Genomic DNA, 16,999 nt, shown 5'->3' on the forward strand with positions numbered 1-16,999 from the left:
CTCCGCTTACTTCGCGTCGCCGGCCGGGGCGGCAGGCTGGGCGGCCGCTGCCGGCTTGGCCGGCGCAGCGCCCTTCTCGGTGGCCTTGACCGGCATGCCGGGGCCGATCTTCTGCAGGCCTTCGACGATGACCTTGTCACCAGCCTTCAGACCGTCCTCGACCAGCCACTTGTCGCCGACCGTGCGGCTGACCTTGACCGGGCGCACTTCGACCTTGTTGTCCTTGTCGACCACCATCGCCGTGGTGTCGCCCTTCGGATCGCGGGCGATGCCCTGCATCGGCACCAGCACCGCGTCGCTGCGCACGCCGCCGCCGATCCCCGCACGCACGTACATGCCCGGCATCAGCAGGCCGTCCGGGTTGTCCACCTTCACGCGCAGGCCGAAGCTGCCGGTGGTCGGATCGACGCTGACTTCAGAGAACTCCAGCGTGCCCTTGTGCTCGAAGGTGCTGCCGTCTTCCATCAGGATGCTGACCGGCAGGGTCTGGTTGTCCTGCAGGCGGCCGGCGGCCAGTTCGCGGCGCAGCTGTAGCAGCTCGGCCGAGGACTGGGTCAGGTCGACATAGATCGGGTCCAGCTGCTGCACGGTGGCCAGCGCATTGGCCTGGCCGGCGCTGACCAGCGCACCCTGGGTGACGCTGGACTTGCCGATGCGGCCGCTGATCGGCGCGGTGATGCGGGCGTAGCCCAGGGTGACGTTGGCCGCATCCAGCGAGGCCTTGGCGGCACCGACGTCGGCCTCGGCCTGCTTCTGTGCGGCCACGGCATTTTCCAGGTCCTGCTGGCTGACCGCATCGACCTTGGCCAGCTCGGTGATGCGCTTGGCACTCAGGCGGGCGGCATTGGCGGTGGCTTCGGCGCGGGCCAGCTGGGCGCGGGCGTTGTTGGCCTGGGCCCGGTAGCTGGCGTCGTCGAGTTGGTACAGCGGCTCGCCTGCCTTGACCATGCCGCCCTCGGTGAACAAGCGCTTGGCGACGATGCCGTTGACCTGCGGGCGCACTTCGGCGACCAGGAAGGCATTGGTACGGCCCGGCAGTTCGCGGGTCAGGCCCACGGTCTCGGACTTCAGCGTGACCACGGTGACGTCACCCGGGCCCTGTTCGGGGGCCTGGGGTTGGCCGCCGCAGGCAGCCACGGTCGCGGCGATTGCCAGCGACAGTGCAAAGGGTCGGATTCGGCTCAGCAACATGACGGAAAGGCTCTTGGAGGAAGGAATCTCAGAGGGAGCTGATACCAGTGGGCTTCCCCTTGTTCCGGTGAAAGCCCCGCAGATCGCGCCCACCCGGGTGGAGTGGGAGCCGGACCGGCCTGCCACGCACACGACGGGAATGATGGGTGCGAAATATACATACATGCTTGTTTGTTTGTAAACCGGTACAATTCAGCCACGTTTCACCCGCACTCGTACCCACACCCATGGCCCGCAAGACCAAAGAGGACACCCAGGCAACCCGGGAAGGCATCCTTGACGCCGCCGAAGCCTGCTTCCATGAACACGGCGTGGCCCGTACCACGCTGGAGATGATCGGTGCCCGCGCCGGCTACACCCGTGGCGCGGTCTACTGGCACTTCAAGAACAAGAGCGAGGTGCTGGCTGCGATCGTCGAGCGCGTGCACCTGCCCTTCATGCAGGAACTGGAGCGCACCTCCACCGACCAGCGCGACACCCCGGTGCACGACCTGCGCGCGGTGATGATCCACTCGTTCATCGAGCTGTCCGAGGACGAGCGCCTGCGCAAGACCATGGAGATCATGCTGCGCAGCGACGCCTCGGCGGACACCAAGGTGCTGACCGAAATGCAGCAGGCCGGATTCCGCGATGCGCTGGACCGGATGGAGCGCGCCCTGCGCCGCGCCCGCGATCTGGGCCAGCTGCGCGAAGGCGCCGACCCCAAGATCGCCGCGCGCATGCTGCACGCTACCGTGCTGGGCGTACTGCATGGCGCGATGGTCGAACCGGAACTGATGGACCTCAAGCGCGATGGCATGCTCGCGCTGGACATGACCCTGGCCGCCTACGTGAAGGATGGCGTGTTCGTTCCCGGAACGGTGCCCGAGCCGTTGCCGGAAGCATGAGCGGCGTTGCTGCCGCCATCGCGGCACTGCACGATCTCTACCTGCCCGCAGGGCTGCAGTTGACCGGACCGATCGTGGCGGAAGCGGAAAGCGCAGAGTACGGTGCCTGCCGCTTTGCCCTTGAGGGTCACAGCATCGTGTTCCGCGTCGCGAAGATCACCCCCACCAAGACCGGCCAGTTCGTAACCCTGTGGAAGCGCCCCGCCCCCGGTTCTGATATCGCTCCATTGGATGCAGCCGATGCTGTGCACTTCGTGGTGATCGCGGTCTTCGACGGAACACAGCGCGGGCAGTTCATCTTCAGTCGTGACCTGCTGATCGAGCGCGGCGTGATGTCGCGCGATGGCGAGGGCGGAAAGCGCGCCCTCCGTGTCTATCCGCCGTGGAGCACGCCGACCGCAAAGGACGCGATCCGGACCCGGCAGTGGCAGCTTCGTTGCTTCCTGCCCACCGGTGCTGATGTCTCCGCCTCTGCCGGTGATCGATTACGCTCACTGTTGGGTTGAACCCGGCGGACCTTCCCTTTTCTGGACGCATCCTGATGATCCTGGACAACGTGGTGTGGGGCTTCATCGGCTGTGGCAGCGTCACCGAGAAGAAGAGCGGGCCGGCCCTGGCCAACACGCCGGGCTCACGGGTGGCCGCGGTCATGCGCCGCAATGCGGCGTTGGCCGAGGATTATGCGCGGCGCCATGCGATTCCCCGCTGGTACGCGGACGCCGATGCACTCATCGCCGACCCGGAAGTGAACGCGATCTACGTTGCGACGCCGCCCTCCACGCACATGCACTACGCATTGCAGGCGATAGCTGCGGGCAAGCCGGTCTACATCGAAAAGCCGATGGCCATGGACCACGACGAGTGCCAGCGCATCATTGAAGCCAGCGCCCGCAGCGGCGTGCCGGTGTTCGTCGCCTACTACCGCCGCGCCCTGCCCCGCTTCGCACAGGTGAAGCAGTTGCTGGACAGCGGCGCGATCGGCACGCCGCGCAGCGTGCGCGCGACCCTGCATCGGCCGCATTCGGCGAATGCCGCATCGCCTGACTTCTGGCGGACCAATCCGGCGATCGCCGGCGGCGGCCTGTTCGTCGACCTGGGCTCGCACACCCTGGACCTGCTGGATCATCTGCTGGGGCCGCTGAGCGATGTGCGTGGCCTGGCCAGTTCGTTGACCGGCGCCTACGCCGCCGAGGACAGCGTCTCGATGTGCTTCCGCACCGGGACGGGTGCTCACGGCATCGCGCAATGGAGCTTCTGCGCGTTCCGCCGCCAGGATGAGATCGAGATCACCGGCGACCGTGGGCAGCTGCGCTTTGCCACCTTCGAGGACGTTCCGATGGAGCTGGAAACCGAAGCCGGCGTGCAGACGTTCGACATCCCCAACCCGCCGTCGATCCAGCAACCGTTGATTGCCTCCCTCGTGGACGAACTGCGCGGCAACGGGCGCTCGCCCTCGAACGGCATCAGCGCCGCCCGCACCAGTGCGGTGATCGACCAGGTGCTGCAGGCCTACCGCGCGCGGCAATCACGCTGACCGCACAGGAAAAAGGCCGCCTTGCGGCGGCCTTTTCTGTTGCAGCGAGCGGGTCAGAGCCCTCGCCACGGCGAGGGATCCGACCCCATCGGGCGTTACAGGATGTAGCGGCTCAGGTCCGGGTCCTGCACCAGCTCACCCAGGTGGGCATCGACGTAGGCGCTGTCGATGGCCAGGGTTTCGCCGTCGCGGTCCGGCGCTTCGTAGCTGAGTGAATCCAGCAGGCGCTCCAGCACCGTATGCAGGCGACGCGCACCGATGTTTTCCTGGCGCTCATTCACCTGGAAGGCGATCTCGGCCAGGCGATCGATGGCGTCGGCGGTGAAGCTGACCTTGACGCCTTCGGTGGCCAGCAGTGCTTCGTACTGCTTGGTCAGCGCGGCCTTCGGCTCGGTCAGGATGCGCACGAAATCACCCTTGCTCAGCGCTCCCAGTTCAACGCGGATCGGGAAGCGGCCCTGCAGCTCCGGAATCAGATCGCTGGGCTTGGCCAGGTGGAACGCGCCCGAAGCAATGAACAGGATGTGGTCGGTCTTGATCGTGCCGTACTTGGTCGACACGTTGGAGCCTTCCACCAGCGGCAGCAGGTCGCGCTGCACGCCTTCGCGGGACACGTCGCCACCGCCCACGTTGTCACCACGCTTGGCGACCTTGTCGATCTCGTCGATGAAGACGATGCCGTGCTGCTCGCAGGCCTCGATCGCGGCAGTGCGGATGTCGTCCTCGTTGACCAGCTTGCCGGCTTCTTCCTCGATCAGCAGCGGACGTGCAGCCTTGATGGTCAGCGTGCGCTTGTGCGCCTTGGCGCCGCCGCCAAGGTTGGCGAACATCGACTTCAGCTGCTGGCCCATTTCCTCCATGCCCGGCGGGGTCATGATGTCCATGCTGACGTTGGCAGCCAGGTCGAGTTCGATCTCGCGTTCGTCCAGCTCACCATTGCGCAGCATCTTGCGGAACTTGATGCGGGTCTCGTTGTCCTGCGCCGACGGTTCGTTGCGGGCGACTTCCGGATCAAAACCGATGCCACCGCTGCGGCGCGGCAGCAGCGCATCGAGGATACGGTCTTCGGCACGCTCTTCGGCCTGGGTACGCACGCGCACCTTGGCCTGTTCGCGGTACAGCTTGACCGCGGTATCGGCCAGGTCGCGGATGATCTGCTCGACGTCCTTGCCGACGTAGCCGACTTCGGTGAAGCGGGTCGCTTCGACCTTCACGAACGGCGCGTTGGCCAGGGTGGCCAGGCGACGTGCGATCTCGGTCTTGCCGACGCCGGTCGGGCCGATCATCAGGATGTTCTTCGGCATCACTTCATTGCGCAGCTCAGGCACCAGCTGCATGCGGCGCCAGCGGTTGCGCAGGGCGATCGCCACGGCGCGCTTGGCGTCGTGCTGGCCGACGATGTGCCGGTCCAGTTCCTGCACGATCTCGCGCGGGGTCATGGTGGCGGAGGAAACTTCGATCTTCGACATGGATGTGCTCACGAATGCGTTGTCGGTCGTGCCGGCCGCTGGCCGGCAACCAGGCACGTGTGTCCGGGCTCATGAGGTTGCCGGCCATCGGCCGGCACAACCCTCACAGCTCCTCGACCACCACGTTGCGGTTGGTGTAGATGCAGATGTCGCCGGCGATGCCGATCGCTTCGCTGGCGATGGTGCGCGCATCCAGTTCGGTGTGCGCCATCAGTGCGCGCGCGGCCGAGAGTGCGTAGGAACCACCGGAACCGATGGCGATGATGCCGTCCTCCGGCTCGATCACATCACCGGTGCCGCTGATGATCAGCGAGGTTTCCTTGTCGGCCACCGCCAGCAGGGCCTCAAGCTTGCCGAGGCGGCGCTCGGTGCGCCAATCCTTGGCCAGCTCGACCGCAGCGCGCTGCAGCTGGCCATGCTTTTCCAGCTTGGCCTCGAACAGTTCGAACAGGGTGAAGGCATCGGCGGCGGCACCGGCGAAGCCGGCCAGCACCTGGCCGTCACGACCGAGGCGGCGCACCTTGCGCGCATTGCCCTTCATCACGGTGTGGCCCAGCGTGACCTGGCCGTCGCCGGCAATGGCCACGTGCTCGCCGCGACGGACGCAGACGATGGTGGTGGCGTGGAAAACGTTGGGGTTCTGACTGGGGTCCATGCGGCCTCCGATAGCTGTTCACGGGACATGGGGACAGCGCCGGGTGCGATCAAGCCTGCGCGGATGGCTGCCGTTCAGAGCTTGGTGGCGCCCCATGGGAAGAGGGCGCCCTTTTAACGAGCGCATCGCAATGCGCGCGGACCCCGCCGCCCGAACGTGGAACGCCTGCCGTTCAGCGCTTGGCCTGCGAAGGCCGGTCCGGATTCGGCTCGATGCCCCAGGCGAGGTACCAGTCTTCACCCTGCGTCTCGATCGGATGCTGGGTGCGGCCGGAGCCATTGCCGCAGGCCAGCGCTTCAGCGGCGCAGTAACGGTCGCAGCCCCAGCAGATGCGCTCGGGGTGTCTGGGATGCAACGGTATGGGCTTCGCCATGGCGGCGGTGTCCTCGTGGCCTGCGGCCACGGTGCGCCGGTTGCATCCGACCTGCCCTGATCCAGATCAAGGGCAGGCTATTCAGCCTTGTCGTCCCTGCTGCGGCGCTTGGCGCGCGGATGCGCGGCGTCGTAGACCTTGGCCAGGTGCTGGAAATCGAGGTGGGTGTAGATCTGCGTCGTGGCGATGTCGGCATGGCCGAGCAGCTCCTGCACACCGCGCAGGTCGCCGGACGATTCCAGGATATGGCTGGCGAAACTGTGCCGCAGCATGTGCGGGTGCACGTGCTTGAACAGGCCCTGGCGCTGCGCCAGCTGGCGGATGCGGATCTGCACCGCGCGCTGGCTGATCGGTCCGTTGCGGCCGGGGAACACCGGCGAGGCCGGACCGCCGCCACTTTCCGCACGCCATGCCTGCAGCGCCTCGCGTGCGGGCCGGCCGAACGGCACCCGGCGCTGGCGGTTGCCCTTGCCCAGCACGTTGACCAGGCCGCTGTCGAAATCCAGGTCACGCCAGGTCAGCGCGCAGACTTCGCTCAGGCGCAGGCCGGAGGAATAGAAAAGTTCCAGCAGCGCGCGGTCACGGCGGCCGAGTTCACCTTGCGGCTCCAGCTCGACCAGCTGCACGGCTTCATCGGCGTCGAGCACCTGGGGCAAGCGGCGCGGCGCGCGCGGCGCCTTCAGCGTCGCTGCCGGACTGACCTCGATACGCCCGTGCTTGAGCAGCCAGGCGTAGAAACTGCGGCAGGCCGACAAGCGGCGTTGCAGGCTCTTGGCCGACAGGCCGCGCCGGTGCTCGTCGGCGACGAACTGGCGCACCGCGTCGGCATCCAGTGCCTCCACTGCCATGCCACGCGGCTCGGCCCAGGCCGACAGCGCGTCCAGGTCGCGGCGGTAGGCGTCGAGCGTATGTGCCGACATCCGCCGCTCCACCTGCAGGTGCTGCAGGAAGGCCTGTACCGCGCTCATCGTCGACGTGCCCTGCTCAGCCGGGGAAGCGCTTCAGGCCGGTGACCAGCGCGTCGCCCATCATTCGCAGGAACAGCGTCCCCATGCCCGGATAGAAGCGGTTCGGGTCGTGGCTGCCGACCGCGATCAGGCCCACGCCCGGCAGCGGCAGCAATGCGGTGGTCTGCACTTCCTCACTGCGCACGCCGTACAGCACGGCATTCTTTTCCGGCTGCAGGCGGCCGCAGATCGGCTCACCGTCGTTCAGGCAATCGCGGAACGGGCCCAGCTGCGGATCGTCCGCGGCAATCACCTGCAGCCAGTCGGCCTGCTCCAGCCCGGCCACCGGCGCGTGCACCACCAGCCGCACCAGGTCACCGGCGAAGTCTTCCTGCAGCGATGCGGCCATCGCACGCAGGGTGTCAGCGGCGTTGTCCTGCTTCATCAGCGCCAGGGTCAGCTGGTGCGTGCGCACCGCCAGGCGTTCATTGACCTGGGCGGTCGCGCCCAGATCGGCCAACCGTCGTGCCAGCTCGCGGTTCTTCTCGCGCAACACTTCCAGCTGGTAGCTGGCCAGCGACGCGGTCGGGCCGTCGTCGCGCGGCACCACCAGGGTCAGGGCCAGGTCCGGGAACTGCTTGAGGAAGCCGGGATGACGCCGCAACCAGGCAGCGACTTCATGGGCCCCGAGCTTGTCGACGGTTTCGGTCATGCGATCCACTCCCCTTCGAAGACGAATGCAGTCGGGCCGGCCATCACCACCGGCTGGCCATCGCCCGGCCACTGGATGCGCAGGTCGCCACCGGGCAGGCTGATGCGCGCATCGCGCTGCAGGCGGCCACGCTGCATCAGGGTCACCGCGGCGGCACAGGCACCACTGCCGCAGGCCAGGGTCTCGCCGACGCCGCGCTCGAACACGCGCAGGCGGGCATGCGCCGGGCTCATCACCTGGGCGAAGCCCACGTTCACCGAGCGCGGGAACGATGCATGCTGCTGCAGCAGCGCACCGACGCGCTCGACCGGTGCGGCATCGATCAGGCCCACTTCGATCACCGCATGCGGGTTGCCCATCGACACCGCGGCGAAGCGTACGCTCTCGCCCTGCAGCGGCAGCAGATATTCCTCGCGCGGGTGTGCAAACCCCATCAGCGGCACGTTGGCCGGCTCGAAGGCGGGCACGCCCATCGTCACCGCGAACTGCCCATCACCGAGCACCTTCACTTCATGGCTGGCCAGCGGACTGTCGATGACGAATGCATCGCCCTGCGCACTGCCCTCGCGCACCAGCCAGGCGGCGATGCAGCGCGCCCCGTTGCCGCACTGTTCGGAGTTGGAACCGTCGGCATTCCAGATGCGGTACGAGGCCACCGAACCGTCCGCACGCGGCGCCTCGATGGTCAGGATCTGGTCGCAGCCGACGCCGGTGTGGCGGTCGGCCAGGCGCGCGGCCAGTTCAGGCGTGGGCGGCGCAGTGCCGTCACGCAGGTCGATCACTACGAAATCATTGCCCGCGCCGTGCATCTTGCTGAAGCGCAGGGCCTTGGAACCGGCCTTACTCATTCCCGCTGCCCGCCTTCTTCGCTGGCGCGGGTGCCGGCTGGGTGGCCGGTGCAGCCGGGTCCACGGTCGTGGCCGGGGTAGCGGTTCCCTGGGTCTCCGCCGGGGTCGCCTCGGTGGCGGGCTCGGCTGCGGGTTCGACGGTTTCTTCCACCGGCACCGGCTTCTGCGGCAGTACCAGCGGGCCCTTGTTGCCGCAGGCGGCGAGGAGCAGCAGCGAGGCCGCTGCCAGCGGAATCAGGATGGCGTTTCGATGGGGGATCTTCATGCCCCGAGTATAGCCATTGGCGGCTGAGCGGTTCGTGCAGGGGATCGGGTTGCCGGCCAGCGGCCGGCACTCCCGCAGGTGCTCAATCCGCGGGCGGTGGTAGCGGCCGCGTCCACAGCCAGATCGCCACGACGGTCATGCTGCCGATCGAGAACCACTTCACCCAGGCAATCGGCACGCACCACAGCATGATGGCGGCGCACACCGCCATGGTGATCGTGGCCATCCACTTGCCGTAGCGGCTGACCGCACCGTGCGCCTGCCAGTTGGCGATGGCCGGGCCGAAACGCGGATGCTGCAGCAGCCAGGTGTGCAGGCGTTCGGACCCACGTGATGCAGCCCAGGCCGAGATCAGGATGAATACGGTGGTCGGCAGGCCCGGAACGAAGATGCCGACGATGCCGGTGCCGAGGCTGACGTAGGCCAGCAGCCACCACGCCCAACGGAAACGCACCACGCGCGGCGGCGTGGCGGTATCGCGGGGTACAGATGGCTCGGGCAGGCTCATGGCCGCAAGGATACCGGTTCGGGGTGCCCGGCAGCGCCCGGCACCCCTCTGCCGTTACGGCTGGGCGATGCCCAGCTGCTGCAGCACGAACGCATACGACTCGGACAGCTCCCGATAGCGCTGGAAGCGCCCCGACTTGCCGCCGTGGCCGGCTTCCATGTTGGTGCGGAACAGGATCGGGTAGTGGCCGGTGTTGTCGTCACGCAGCTTGGCCACCCACTTGGCCGGCTCCCAGTACTGCACCTGCGAATCCCACAGGCCGGTGCCCACGAACAGCGCCGGGTAGGCCTGCGGCTTCACGTTGTCGTAGGGCGAGTAGGACAGCATGTAATCGTAGTACGGCTTCTGCTCCGGGTTGCCCCACTCGTCGTATTCGTTGGTGGTCAGCGGAATGGTCGGGTCGAGCATGGTGGTGACCACGTCGACGAACGGCACCTGCGCCACCATCACCCGGTAATCCTGCGGAGCCTGGTTGGCCACGGCACCCATCAGCAGGCCACCGGCGCTGCCGCCGGACGCGGCCACGCGATCCTTCGCCGCCCAGCCCTGCGCCACCAGGCCACGGGTGACGTCGACGAAGTCGTTGAAGGTGTTCTGCTTGTGCAGCAGCTTGCCGTTCTCGTACCAGTCGCGCCCCATCTCCTGGCCGCCGCGGATGTGGGCGATGGCATACACCACGCCACGATCGAGCAGGCTCACCGCGGTCTGGTTGAAGTACGGGTCCATCGACATGCCGTAGCTGCCGTAGGCGTACTGGAACAGCGCACCCTTGCCGTCCTTCTGGTAGCCCTTGCGGTAGACCAGCGACACCGGCACCTTCACGCCATCGCGAGCGGTGATCCAGACGCGGTCGGTCTCGTACTTCGAGGCGTCATAGCCAATCACCGGCTGCTGCTTCAGCTGGCGACGCTCGCCGGTGGCGGTATTCAGCTCGAACACGGTGGTCGGGGTGGTCATCGAGGTGTAGACGTAGCGCAGCCACGGCGTATCGGCCTCGGTGTTGTCGCCCAAGCCCATCGAATACGCCGGCTCATCGGCCTTCACGTAGTCGCTGCGGCCATCCTTGAACAGCAGGCGGATGCGCTCCAGGCCCTCGGACCGTTCGGCGATGGCGGTGTAGCTGTCGAACAGCTCGAAGCCTTCGATGAACACCGCATCGTCGTGCGCGATCCAGTCCTTCCACTGCGCGCGCGAGGTGGCATCGGTCGGTGCGGTGACCAGCTTGAAATTCTTCGCACCGTCGTTGGTGCGGATCACCCAGCGGCCGTCGTAGTGGTCGGCGTCGTACTCGACATCACGCTGGCGCGGCGCCAGCACGGTGAAGGTGGTCGGGTCGCTGGCCGGCGCGTAGCGCTCTTCCGAGGACACGGTGCTGTGCACGCCGATGGTGATGAAGCGATCGTCGCGGGTGCGGCCGATGCCCATGTAGAAGCTGTCGTCCTTCTCTTCGTAGACGACGGTGTCGGTGCTGGCCGGGGTGCCCAGCACGTGCTTCTTGACGCGCACGGTCAACAGCGTTTCCGGATCGTTCTCGACGTACAGCACGGTGCGGTTGTCGTCGGCCCAGACCAGGTCGCCGGAACTGCCGGTGATCACATCGGGCAGCACCTGGCCGGTGGCCAGGTCCTTGAAGCGGATCGTGTACTGGCGGCGGCCGACATCGTCATCGGCCCAGGCCAGCAGCTGGTTGTCCTGGCTCACTTCCATCGAGCCGACGCTGAAGTAGCCCTTGCCGGCGGCCATCGCGTTGACGTCCAGCAGGATTTCCTCGGCCGCCTCCATGCTGCCCTTGCGGCGCGCGTGGATGGGGTAGTCCTGGCCGGTCTCGAAGCGGCTGTAGTACCAGTAGCCGCGCTCGCGCGCCGGCACGCTGGAATCGTCCTGCTTGATGCGGCCGACGATCTCCTTGTACAGGGTGTCTTCCAGCGGCTTCAGTGGTGCCAGCAGCTGGTCGGCGTAGGCATTCTCGGCCTGCAGGTAGGCCAGCATCTCCTTGTTCTCGCGCTTGTCGTCGCGCAGCCAGTAATAGTCATCGTTGCGGGTCGCGCCGAACGGCGCCTTGACCACATGCGGATGCTTGGCGGCATCCGGCGGAACGGGCGGCGTGGCGGCGGTAGCAGTGGTGGTCATCAGGCTGGCGAGTAACAGGCAGAGGGTGGATTTCATGAGATAAGGTTCCAGGCGCATCAATGCAATGGTCTTCGGCGGGGTCAGATCCCTTTTCCCGAAAAGGGATCTGACCCCAATCGCGGCCAAGCGGCAACCCTGCGGATCGTCATGGGCCATGCCGGCCGGCGTACCATGGGCTCCATGAGTACCCTGCCCCACACGCCGGGCTACAGCCGGCGCAGCCATGAAATCGCCCCGTTCCACGTGATGTCCCTGCTGGCCCGCGCACAGGCGCTGGAGCAGGCCGGCCACGATGTGATCCACCTGGAAATCGGCGAACCGGACTTCACCACTGCCGAACCCGTCGTGCGTGCCGGCCAGGCCGCACTGGCCGCCGGCCACACCCGCTACACCGCCGCGCGTGGCCTGCCGGCACTGCGCCAGGCGATCAGCGGCTTCTATCGCAGCCACTATGGGCTGGACATCGATCCCGAACGCATCCTGGTCACCCCGGGCGGGTCCGGTGCGCTGCTGCTGGCCAGCAGCCTGCTGGTCGATCCCGGACGCCACTGGCTGCTGGCCGACCCCGGCTACCCCTGCAACCGCCACTTCCTGCGCCTCGTCGAAGGCGGCGCACAGCTGGTGCCGGTCGGCCCGGACACCGCCTACCAGCTGACCCCGTCGCTGGTGGAACAGCACTGGAATGCCGACAGCGTCGGCGCGCTGGTCGCCTCACCGGCCAATCCGACCGGCACCGTGCTGTCCGCCGACGAACTGGCCGCCCTGTCGCAGACCCTGCACGCGCGCGGCGGCCACCTGGTGGTGGACGAGATCTATCACGGCCTGACCTACGGCCTGGATGCACCCAGCGTGCTGCAGGTGGACGACAGCGCGTTCGTGCTGAACAGTTTCTCCAAGTACTTCGGCATGACCGGCTGGCGGCTGGGCTGGCTGGTGGCACCGCCGTCAGCGGTACCCGATCTGGAGAAGCTGGCGCAGAACCTGTACATCAGCGCATCGAGCATTGCCCAGCATGCCGCGCTGGCCTGCTTCAGCGAGGAATCGATGGCGATCTTCGAACAGCGCCGCGAGGCGTTCCGGCAGCGCCGTGACTTCCTGCTGCCCGCACTGCGTGAGCTGGGCTTCCGCATCGAGGTCGAGCCGCAGGGCGCGTTCTACCTGTACGCCGATGTCAGCGCCTTCACCGACGACGCGCAGGCGTTCTGCGCGCACTTCCTGGAAACCGAGCACGTGGCGTTCACCCCGGGCCTGGACTTCGGCTTCCACCGCGCCAACCAGCATGTGCGGCTGGCGTACACCCAGGAAGTACCGCGGTTGCAGGAGGCGGTGGCGCGCATCGCGCGTGGGTTGAAGCGCTGGAGCGGCTGATCGTCCGCGCGAGCGGCATCCACGCATGGCGTGGATAGGTGGAACCCAAAGAAAAACGCCGCCCGAAGGCGGCGTTTTCCGTTCTGCTTACTTGCCGCCCAACCGCTCCCACAGGAAGCTGTAGGCCAGCGCCGACATGTGCGCGGCCTGCGCGTTGTTGGCTGCGCCGCCGTGGCCACCTTCGATGTTCTCGTAGTAGGTCACGTCCTTGCCGGCGTCGATCATCTTCGCCGCCATCTTGCGGGCGTGGCCCGGGTGCACGCGGTCATCGCGGGTGGAGGTGGTGAACAGCACCGGCGGGTAGTTCTTCTTCGCGTTGAACAGGTGGTACGGCGAGAAGGTCTTGATGAACTCCCAGTCGCTGGTGTCCGGGTTGCCGTACTCGGCCATCCACGAGGCGCCGGCCAACAGGTGGCTGTAGCGCTTCATGTCCAGCAGCGGTACCTGCACCACCACCGCACCGAACAGTTCCGGGTACTGGGTCAGCATGTTGCCGGTCAGCAGGCCTCCGTTGCTGCCACCCTGCACGCCCAGGTGCTTGGCGGTGGTGATCTTGCGCTTGACCAGATCGCGCGCCACCGCGGCCATGTCTTCATAGGCCTTGTGGCGGTTCTGCTTCAGCGCCGCCTGGTGCCAGCGCGGGCCGTACTCGCCGCCGCCACGGATGTTGGCGACCACGTACACGCCGCCCTTCTCCAGCCAGGCGCGACCCATGCCACCGGAATAGCTCGGGGTCAGCGAGATCTCGAAACCACCGTAGCCGTACAGCAGGGTCGGATTGGAGCCATCGAGCTTCATCGCCCTGTCGTGCACCACGAAGTACGGCACGCGGGTGCCGTCCTTGCTGGTGGCGAAGTGCTGCTCGATCACCTTGCCCTTGGCATCGAAGAAGGCCGGCATGGTCTTCAGCGTTTCCGGTGCCTGGCCGATCTCGGCCAGCGCCAGCGTCGTCGGGGTCAGGTAATCGGTGGCGGTCAGCCACACCGCGTCGCTGTCATTGCTGTCCACCGCGCCCACGGCCAGCGTGCCGAAGGCCGGCGCGCCGACGAAGCGGCTGGTCTTCCAGCCATCTGCGCCCGGGGTCAGCACTGACAGGCGGTTCTTGACGTCGTCCAGCACGTTCAGCACCAGGTGGCTTTTGGTCCAGGTGGCGCTGGCCAGCGAGGTGGTCGCGGTCGGGGTGAACAGCACCTCGAAGTCGCGCTTGCCGGCCAGGAAGTCGTCCAGCTTCGTCGCCAGCAGCGAACCGGACGCGTAGGTTTTGCCGCCCACGGTCCACGGATCGCGCAGTTCCAGGGTCAGCCACTGCTTGTGCAGGCCCTTCTCGGCAGAGTTCGGCGCGTCGATCTTGGTCAGCGTGCCGTCGTCGCCACGCAGGTAGAGCTCGTTGTTGTAGAACGCCAGCGTGCGGCTGACCAGGTTGCGCTCGAAGCCCGGGGTGTCATCGTGCATCGCCGCGATGTACATGTCTTCCGGCTTGCCTTCGTACACCACGGTGGCCGAGGCCATCGGCGTGCCGCGCTTCCACAGCTTGGCCACGCGCGGATAGCCGGACGTGGTCATCGTGCCGGCACCGAAGTCGGTGTAGACGAACACGGTGTCGCGGTCGACCCAGTTGAGGCCACCCTTCGACTCCGGACGGAAGAAGCCGTCCTTGATCCAGGTCTTGTTGGCCAGGTCGAACTCACGGGTGACGTCGGCGTCGGCGCCGCCGCGCGACAGCGCGATCAGGCAGCGGCTGTAATCCGGGCGCAGGCAATCGGCGCCGTGCCAGACCCAGTTCTCACCCTCGGCCTTGTTCAGCGCATCCAGGTCGAGCACGGTTTCCCACTGCGGCGAGGCCTTGCGGTACTCGGCCAGGGTGGTGCGGCGCCACAGGCCGCGCTCGTGCTGCTGGTCCTTCCAGAAGTTGTAGTAGTAGTCGCCGATCTTCTGCACGCCGGGGATCTTGGCATCGGAGTCGAGCACCTCGCGGATGCTGGTCTCCATCTGCTTGAAGGCCGGAGTCTGCGCCAGGCGCGCCTCGGACTTGGCATTCTGTTCCTTGACCCAGGACAGTGGCTTGTCGCCGGTGACGTCCTCCAGCCAGGCGTAGCGATCGGTGTCTTCAGCGGCCACGGCGGTCCCCACCGAGGCAGCGGTCATCATGCCGGCCAACAGGCAGGCGGAAGCGAGTCGTGACATTGCAGCTCCAGGCAGTCATAAGCCGTGGAACGCTAGCACGGAATGTCGCAGCCTCCCCCGTGTCGAAGGTCAGGCCGTGGCCGCCGGACTGCGCCGGCCGCGTGCGGCGGGAGCCGGCCGACGGCGCGCCTGTCCACCGGTACGCCGCGCCAGCCGCCGCCATGACAGGCGCGGCAGCGGAAAGCGCAGCAGCGCCCACCAGGCCGTGAGCGGCATGCCCACCAGCCACATCGGCAGCCAGCCCAGCCATGCGCTGCTGCCACGTGCCGCCGGCCAGACCAGTACCAGCGCCAGTCCGGCCAGGGCCAGCTGTTGCACGCCGCGCAGCAGGCGCGGGTCGGCGCGTTCGATGACGCGTTCAGTTGCAGGGCGACGGACGGAACGAGCATTCATGGGGCTTCTCCGGTAGACAATGCAACACAGCTTGGGCAAGCCCCTTCTCACAGGATGCGACACCATTGACGGATCGCGTGCACACAGTCGACCATGCGCGTGCAAGCCCACTGGAGCCCGCTCCCGCATGACTTCGATCCGCCCGTTCTGCGCCGTGCTGCTGGCTCTGTCCCTGGCAGGTCCTGCCATGGCCGCCAGTGAGCCGCCGTCGCCCCGCGCCAGCGCCACCGACGCGGCCGACCCGGGGGCGCCGATCGACCTGAAGCGCTTCATGGGCACCTGGTATGTGATCGGCCGCGTGCCGAACTTCATCGAACGCGGGCATGTCGCCAGCGTCAACGAGTACGAGCTGCGCGACGAGCACAAGGTCGGCATCACCTACCGCTACCGTGATGGCTTCGGCGAACCGCTGCAGGAGATACGCGCACGTGCCAGCGTCGATCCGGACAGCGGCAACCACGGCTGGCGAACCTGGTTCTATCGCGTGGTGCCGACCCATTCGCGGGTGCTGGAAGTCGCCCCCGACTACTCGTGGGCACTGATCGGTTATCCGGGCCGCGAGATGGCCTGGATCTTCGCGCGCAAGCCGGACATGGACAAAGCCCTGTACAAGGAGCTGGCCGAGCGCCTGCGCGACGAGTACGGCGTGAACACCGACAAGCTCAAGCGCGTGCCGCAGCATCCGGAACAGGTCGGCAAGCTGGGCTACGAAGTACCGAACGCGCGTTGATCGGATCGCGGGTGCGGAACCGGGTCCGTGCGCCCGGACGTCACGCCGCGCGTGGCTGCACCCGGCGTTCGATTTCGCTGCGCGTTGGCAATGTCTTGAGATCGTAGGCCGCCTGCATCGCGAGCCAGGACGCGGCATCCCCACCAAAATGCCGCGCCAGCCGCGCTGCAGTGTCCGCCGAAATGCTGCGTTGGCCGTGCACGATGGCGTGCAGTCGCGTTGCGGGCACATCCAGGGCCTTCGCCAGCGCATTCACGCTCAGCGCCAGGGGCAGCAGGAACTCTTCGCGCAGGATCTCGCCAGGATGGATGGCGCGCATGCCGTTGTGGGGACGCTTCATGGCGGGCACCTCAGTGATAGTCAACAATTTCCACGGCATCGGCGCCGCCGTCGGTCCAGGTAAAGCAGAGCCGCCATTGATTGCTGATGCGAAGGCTGTACTGCCCTCTTCGATCGCCTGACAGCGCCTCAAGACGATTCCCGGGCGGGCTGCGCAGGAAGGCCAACGTCTGTGCCGAGTCGAGCAGCTGCAGTTTGCGTTCCGCCACTCGCCGGATCTGGCGCCAGGCGCGTGGGCAGGTTCCTTCAAACAGGGCGCGGGTCTGCTTGCAGCGGAATGAACGGATCATTCCGCAAAACGTATTACGTTTAACGGAACATACCAAGGAACGCGATGTGCTGCCAGTCCCAGTCTGGCGATATCGATTCCTGATGGGCGTGGCGGCTTCCAGAGCCTGGCGCTATGACAGGCACAATATCGACACTCTGCAGGCTACAGGCTGCCGGCCAACGGCCGGCACTACCC

19 protein-coding genes are annotated in these 16,999 nt (G+C 67.0%); 5 read left to right on the forward strand and 14 right to left on the reverse strand.

What is annotated here, in order from left to right; all coding sequences use genetic code 11:
* Positions 1-6: 6 nt before the first annotated feature.
* Positions 7-1,191, reverse strand: coding sequence for a multidrug efflux RND transporter periplasmic adaptor subunit SmeD (smeD, locus tag ACZK1G_RS19090; protein WP_101766099.1), 1,185 nt, complete (start codon positions 1,189-1,191; stop codon positions 7-9).
* 227 nt (positions 1,192-1,418) lie between these two features.
* Between smeD and smeT the strand changes: the two genes are divergently transcribed.
* From smeT to ACZK1G_RS19105, 3 genes are read left to right on the forward strand one after another with little or no spacing between them, the layout of a single operon-like run.
* Positions 1,419-2,078: an efflux transporter SmeDEF transcriptional repressor SmeT gene (gene smeT / locus ACZK1G_RS19095; protein ID WP_005419430.1), complete on the forward strand. Its 660-nt coding sequence runs from the start codon at positions 1,419-1,421 to the stop codon at positions 2,076-2,078.
* A complete protein-coding gene (locus ACZK1G_RS19100; protein ID WP_101766100.1) occupies positions 2,075-2,584 on the forward strand; it encodes a MepB family protein in 510 nt (169 codons plus the stop codon). The genes smeT and ACZK1G_RS19100 overlap by 4 nt, the downstream gene beginning before the upstream one ends.
* Before the next feature lie 35 nt (positions 2,585-2,619).
* The gene (locus ACZK1G_RS19105) at positions 2,620-3,612 is read left to right on the forward strand and encodes a Gfo/Idh/MocA family protein (RefSeq protein WP_101766101.1); all 993 of its coding nucleotides are present in this window, start codon (positions 2,620-2,622) and stop codon (positions 3,610-3,612) included.
* A gap of 95 nt (positions 3,613-3,707) precedes the next feature.
* Here the strand turns inward: ACZK1G_RS19105 and hslU are convergent, their stop codons facing one another.
* The 9 genes from hslU to ACZK1G_RS19150 all read right to left on the reverse strand — a co-directional run bounded on the left by hslU (position 3,708) and on the right by ACZK1G_RS19150 (position 11,555).
* Positions 3,708-5,081, reverse strand: a complete 1,374-nt coding sequence (hslU, locus tag ACZK1G_RS19110) for an ATP-dependent protease ATPase subunit HslU (protein WP_014038532.1) — start codon at positions 5,079-5,081, stop codon at positions 3,708-3,710.
* 103 nt (positions 5,082-5,184) lie between these two features.
* Entirely contained in the window at positions 5,185-5,736 is a 552-nt protein-coding gene (hslV, locus tag ACZK1G_RS19115; protein WP_005411093.1) for an ATP-dependent protease subunit HslV, read from the reverse strand.
* 172 nt (positions 5,737-5,908) lie between these two features.
* Entirely contained in the window at positions 5,909-6,109 is a 201-nt protein-coding gene (locus ACZK1G_RS19120; protein ID WP_049443881.1) for a DUF3079 domain-containing protein, read from the reverse strand.
* 77 nt (positions 6,110-6,186) lie between these two features.
* Positions 6,187-7,077 carry a tyrosine recombinase XerC gene (gene xerC / locus ACZK1G_RS19125; protein WP_101766102.1) on the reverse strand — a complete coding sequence of 297 codons (891 nt, stop codon included), beginning with the start codon at positions 7,075-7,077 and terminating at the stop codon, positions 6,187-6,189.
* 16 nt (positions 7,078-7,093) lie between these two features.
* Complete coding sequence (locus ACZK1G_RS19130) at positions 7,094-7,768, reverse strand: DUF484 family protein (protein WP_049443709.1); 675 nt, start codon at positions 7,766-7,768, stop codon at positions 7,094-7,096.
* Positions 7,765-8,616 carry a diaminopimelate epimerase gene (dapF, locus tag ACZK1G_RS19135; protein ID WP_101766103.1) on the reverse strand — a complete coding sequence of 284 codons (852 nt, stop codon included), beginning with the start codon at positions 8,614-8,616 and terminating at the stop codon, positions 7,765-7,767. The genes ACZK1G_RS19130 and dapF overlap by 4 nt, the downstream gene beginning before the upstream one ends.
* A complete protein-coding gene (gene lptM / locus ACZK1G_RS19140) occupies positions 8,609-8,881 on the reverse strand; it encodes an LPS translocon maturation chaperone LptM (protein WP_049443713.1) in 273 nt (90 codons plus the stop codon). The genes dapF and lptM overlap by 8 nt, the downstream gene beginning before the upstream one ends.
* A gap of 82 nt (positions 8,882-8,963) precedes the next feature.
* Entirely contained in the window at positions 8,964-9,389 is a 426-nt protein-coding gene (locus ACZK1G_RS19145; protein ID WP_101766104.1) for a YbaN family protein, read from the reverse strand.
* A 54-nt stretch (positions 9,390-9,443) separates the two neighbouring features.
* Positions 9,444-11,555 (reverse strand): S9 family peptidase, encoded by a 2,112-nt coding sequence (locus ACZK1G_RS19150; protein WP_101766105.1) that lies wholly within the window; start codon positions 11,553-11,555, stop codon positions 9,444-9,446.
* A 144-nt stretch (positions 11,556-11,699) separates the two neighbouring features.
* Between ACZK1G_RS19150 and ACZK1G_RS19155 the strand changes: the two genes are divergently transcribed.
* Entirely contained in the window at positions 11,700-12,887 is a 1,188-nt protein-coding gene (locus tag ACZK1G_RS19155; RefSeq protein WP_049445499.1) for a pyridoxal phosphate-dependent aminotransferase, read from the forward strand.
* 87 nt (positions 12,888-12,974) lie between these two features.
* On the opposite strand, the gene ACZK1G_RS19160 is transcribed toward ACZK1G_RS19155, so the two are convergent.
* Together ACZK1G_RS19160 and ACZK1G_RS19165 are read right to left on the reverse strand one after the other, a co-directional pair.
* Entirely contained in the window at positions 12,975-15,071 is a 2,097-nt protein-coding gene (locus tag ACZK1G_RS19160; RefSeq protein ID WP_101766106.1) for a prolyl oligopeptidase family serine peptidase, read from the reverse strand.
* Between the two features lie 69 nt (positions 15,072-15,140).
* Positions 15,141-15,464, reverse strand: coding sequence for a hypothetical protein (locus tag ACZK1G_RS19165; protein ID WP_049444946.1), 324 nt, complete (start codon positions 15,462-15,464; stop codon positions 15,141-15,143).
* A gap of 127 nt (positions 15,465-15,591) precedes the next feature.
* On the opposite strand from ACZK1G_RS19165, the gene ACZK1G_RS19170 reads away from it, so the two are divergent.
* Positions 15,592-16,194, forward strand: coding sequence for a lipocalin family protein (locus tag ACZK1G_RS19170; protein WP_014038542.1), 603 nt, complete (start codon positions 15,592-15,594; stop codon positions 16,192-16,194).
* Positions 16,195-16,234: 40 nt separating this feature from the next.
* Here ACZK1G_RS19170 and ACZK1G_RS19175 read toward each other — a convergent pair whose 3' ends face one another.
* Both ACZK1G_RS19175 and ACZK1G_RS19180 read right to left on the reverse strand, forming a co-directional pair.
* On the reverse strand, positions 16,235-16,534 hold the full coding sequence (locus tag ACZK1G_RS19175; RefSeq protein WP_006471116.1) for a HigA family addiction module antitoxin: 300 nt from the start codon (positions 16,532-16,534) through the stop codon (positions 16,235-16,237).
* Between the two features lie 10 nt (positions 16,535-16,544).
* Positions 16,545-16,823: a type II toxin-antitoxin system RelE/ParE family toxin gene (locus ACZK1G_RS19180; protein WP_049444941.1), complete on the reverse strand. Its 279-nt coding sequence runs from the start codon at positions 16,821-16,823 to the stop codon at positions 16,545-16,547.
* Between the last annotated feature and the right edge of the window lie 176 nt (positions 16,824-16,999).

Source organism: Stenotrophomonas sp. 109824_Sma (assembly GCF_056480025.1).

What these genes read in the sequence shown, in the direction of transcription:
- smeD (WP_101766099.1), bottom strand. Translation starts at nt 1,191, where the DNA reads ATGTTGCTGAGCCGAATCCGACCCTTTGCACTGTCGCTGGCAATCGCC.
- smeT (WP_005419430.1), top strand. Translation starts at nt 1,419, where the DNA reads ATGGCCCGCAAGACCAAAGAGGACACCCAGGCAACCCGGGAAGGCATC.
- ACZK1G_RS19100 (WP_101766100.1), top strand. Translation starts at nt 2,075, where the DNA reads ATGAGCGGCGTTGCTGCCGCCATCGCGGCACTGCACGATCTCTACCTG.
- ACZK1G_RS19105 (WP_101766101.1), top strand. Translation starts at nt 2,620, where the DNA reads ATGATCCTGGACAACGTGGTGTGGGGCTTCATCGGCTGTGGCAGCGTC.
- hslU (WP_014038532.1), bottom strand. Translation starts at nt 5,081, where the DNA reads ATGTCGAAGATCGAAGTTTCCTCCGCCACCATGACCCCGCGCGAGATC.
- hslV (WP_005411093.1), bottom strand. Translation starts at nt 5,736, where the DNA reads ATGGACCCCAGTCAGAACCCCAACGTTTTCCACGCCACCACCATCGTC.
- ACZK1G_RS19120 (WP_049443881.1), bottom strand. Translation starts at nt 6,109, where the DNA reads ATGGCGAAGCCCATACCGTTGCATCCCAGACACCCCGAGCGCATCTGC.
- xerC (WP_101766102.1), bottom strand. Translation starts at nt 7,077, where the DNA reads ATGAGCGCGGTACAGGCCTTCCTGCAGCACCTGCAGGTGGAGCGGCGG.
- ACZK1G_RS19130 (WP_049443709.1), bottom strand. Translation starts at nt 7,768, where the DNA reads ATGACCGAAACCGTCGACAAGCTCGGGGCCCATGAAGTCGCTGCCTGG.
- dapF (WP_101766103.1), bottom strand. Translation starts at nt 8,616, where the DNA reads ATGAGTAAGGCCGGTTCCAAGGCCCTGCGCTTCAGCAAGATGCACGGC.
- lptM (WP_049443713.1), bottom strand. Translation starts at nt 8,881, where the DNA reads ATGAAGATCCCCCATCGAAACGCCATCCTGATTCCGCTGGCAGCGGCC.
- ACZK1G_RS19145 (WP_101766104.1), bottom strand. Translation starts at nt 9,389, where the DNA reads ATGAGCCTGCCCGAGCCATCTGTACCCCGCGATACCGCCACGCCGCCG.
- ACZK1G_RS19150 (WP_101766105.1), bottom strand. Translation starts at nt 11,555, where the DNA reads ATGAAATCCACCCTCTGCCTGTTACTCGCCAGCCTGATGACCACCACT.
- ACZK1G_RS19155 (WP_049445499.1), top strand. Translation starts at nt 11,700, where the DNA reads ATGAGTACCCTGCCCCACACGCCGGGCTACAGCCGGCGCAGCCATGAA.
- ACZK1G_RS19160 (WP_101766106.1), bottom strand. Translation starts at nt 15,071, where the DNA reads ATGTCACGACTCGCTTCCGCCTGCCTGTTGGCCGGCATGATGACCGCT.
- ACZK1G_RS19165 (WP_049444946.1), bottom strand. Translation starts at nt 15,464, where the DNA reads ATGAATGCTCGTTCCGTCCGTCGCCCTGCAACTGAACGCGTCATCGAA.
- ACZK1G_RS19170 (WP_014038542.1), top strand. Translation starts at nt 15,592, where the DNA reads ATGACTTCGATCCGCCCGTTCTGCGCCGTGCTGCTGGCTCTGTCCCTG.
- ACZK1G_RS19175 (WP_006471116.1), bottom strand. Translation starts at nt 16,534, where the DNA reads ATGAAGCGTCCCCACAACGGCATGCGCGCCATCCATCCTGGCGAGATC.
- ACZK1G_RS19180 (WP_049444941.1), bottom strand. Translation starts at nt 16,823, where the DNA reads ATGATCCGTTCATTCCGCTGCAAGCAGACCCGCGCCCTGTTTGAAGGA.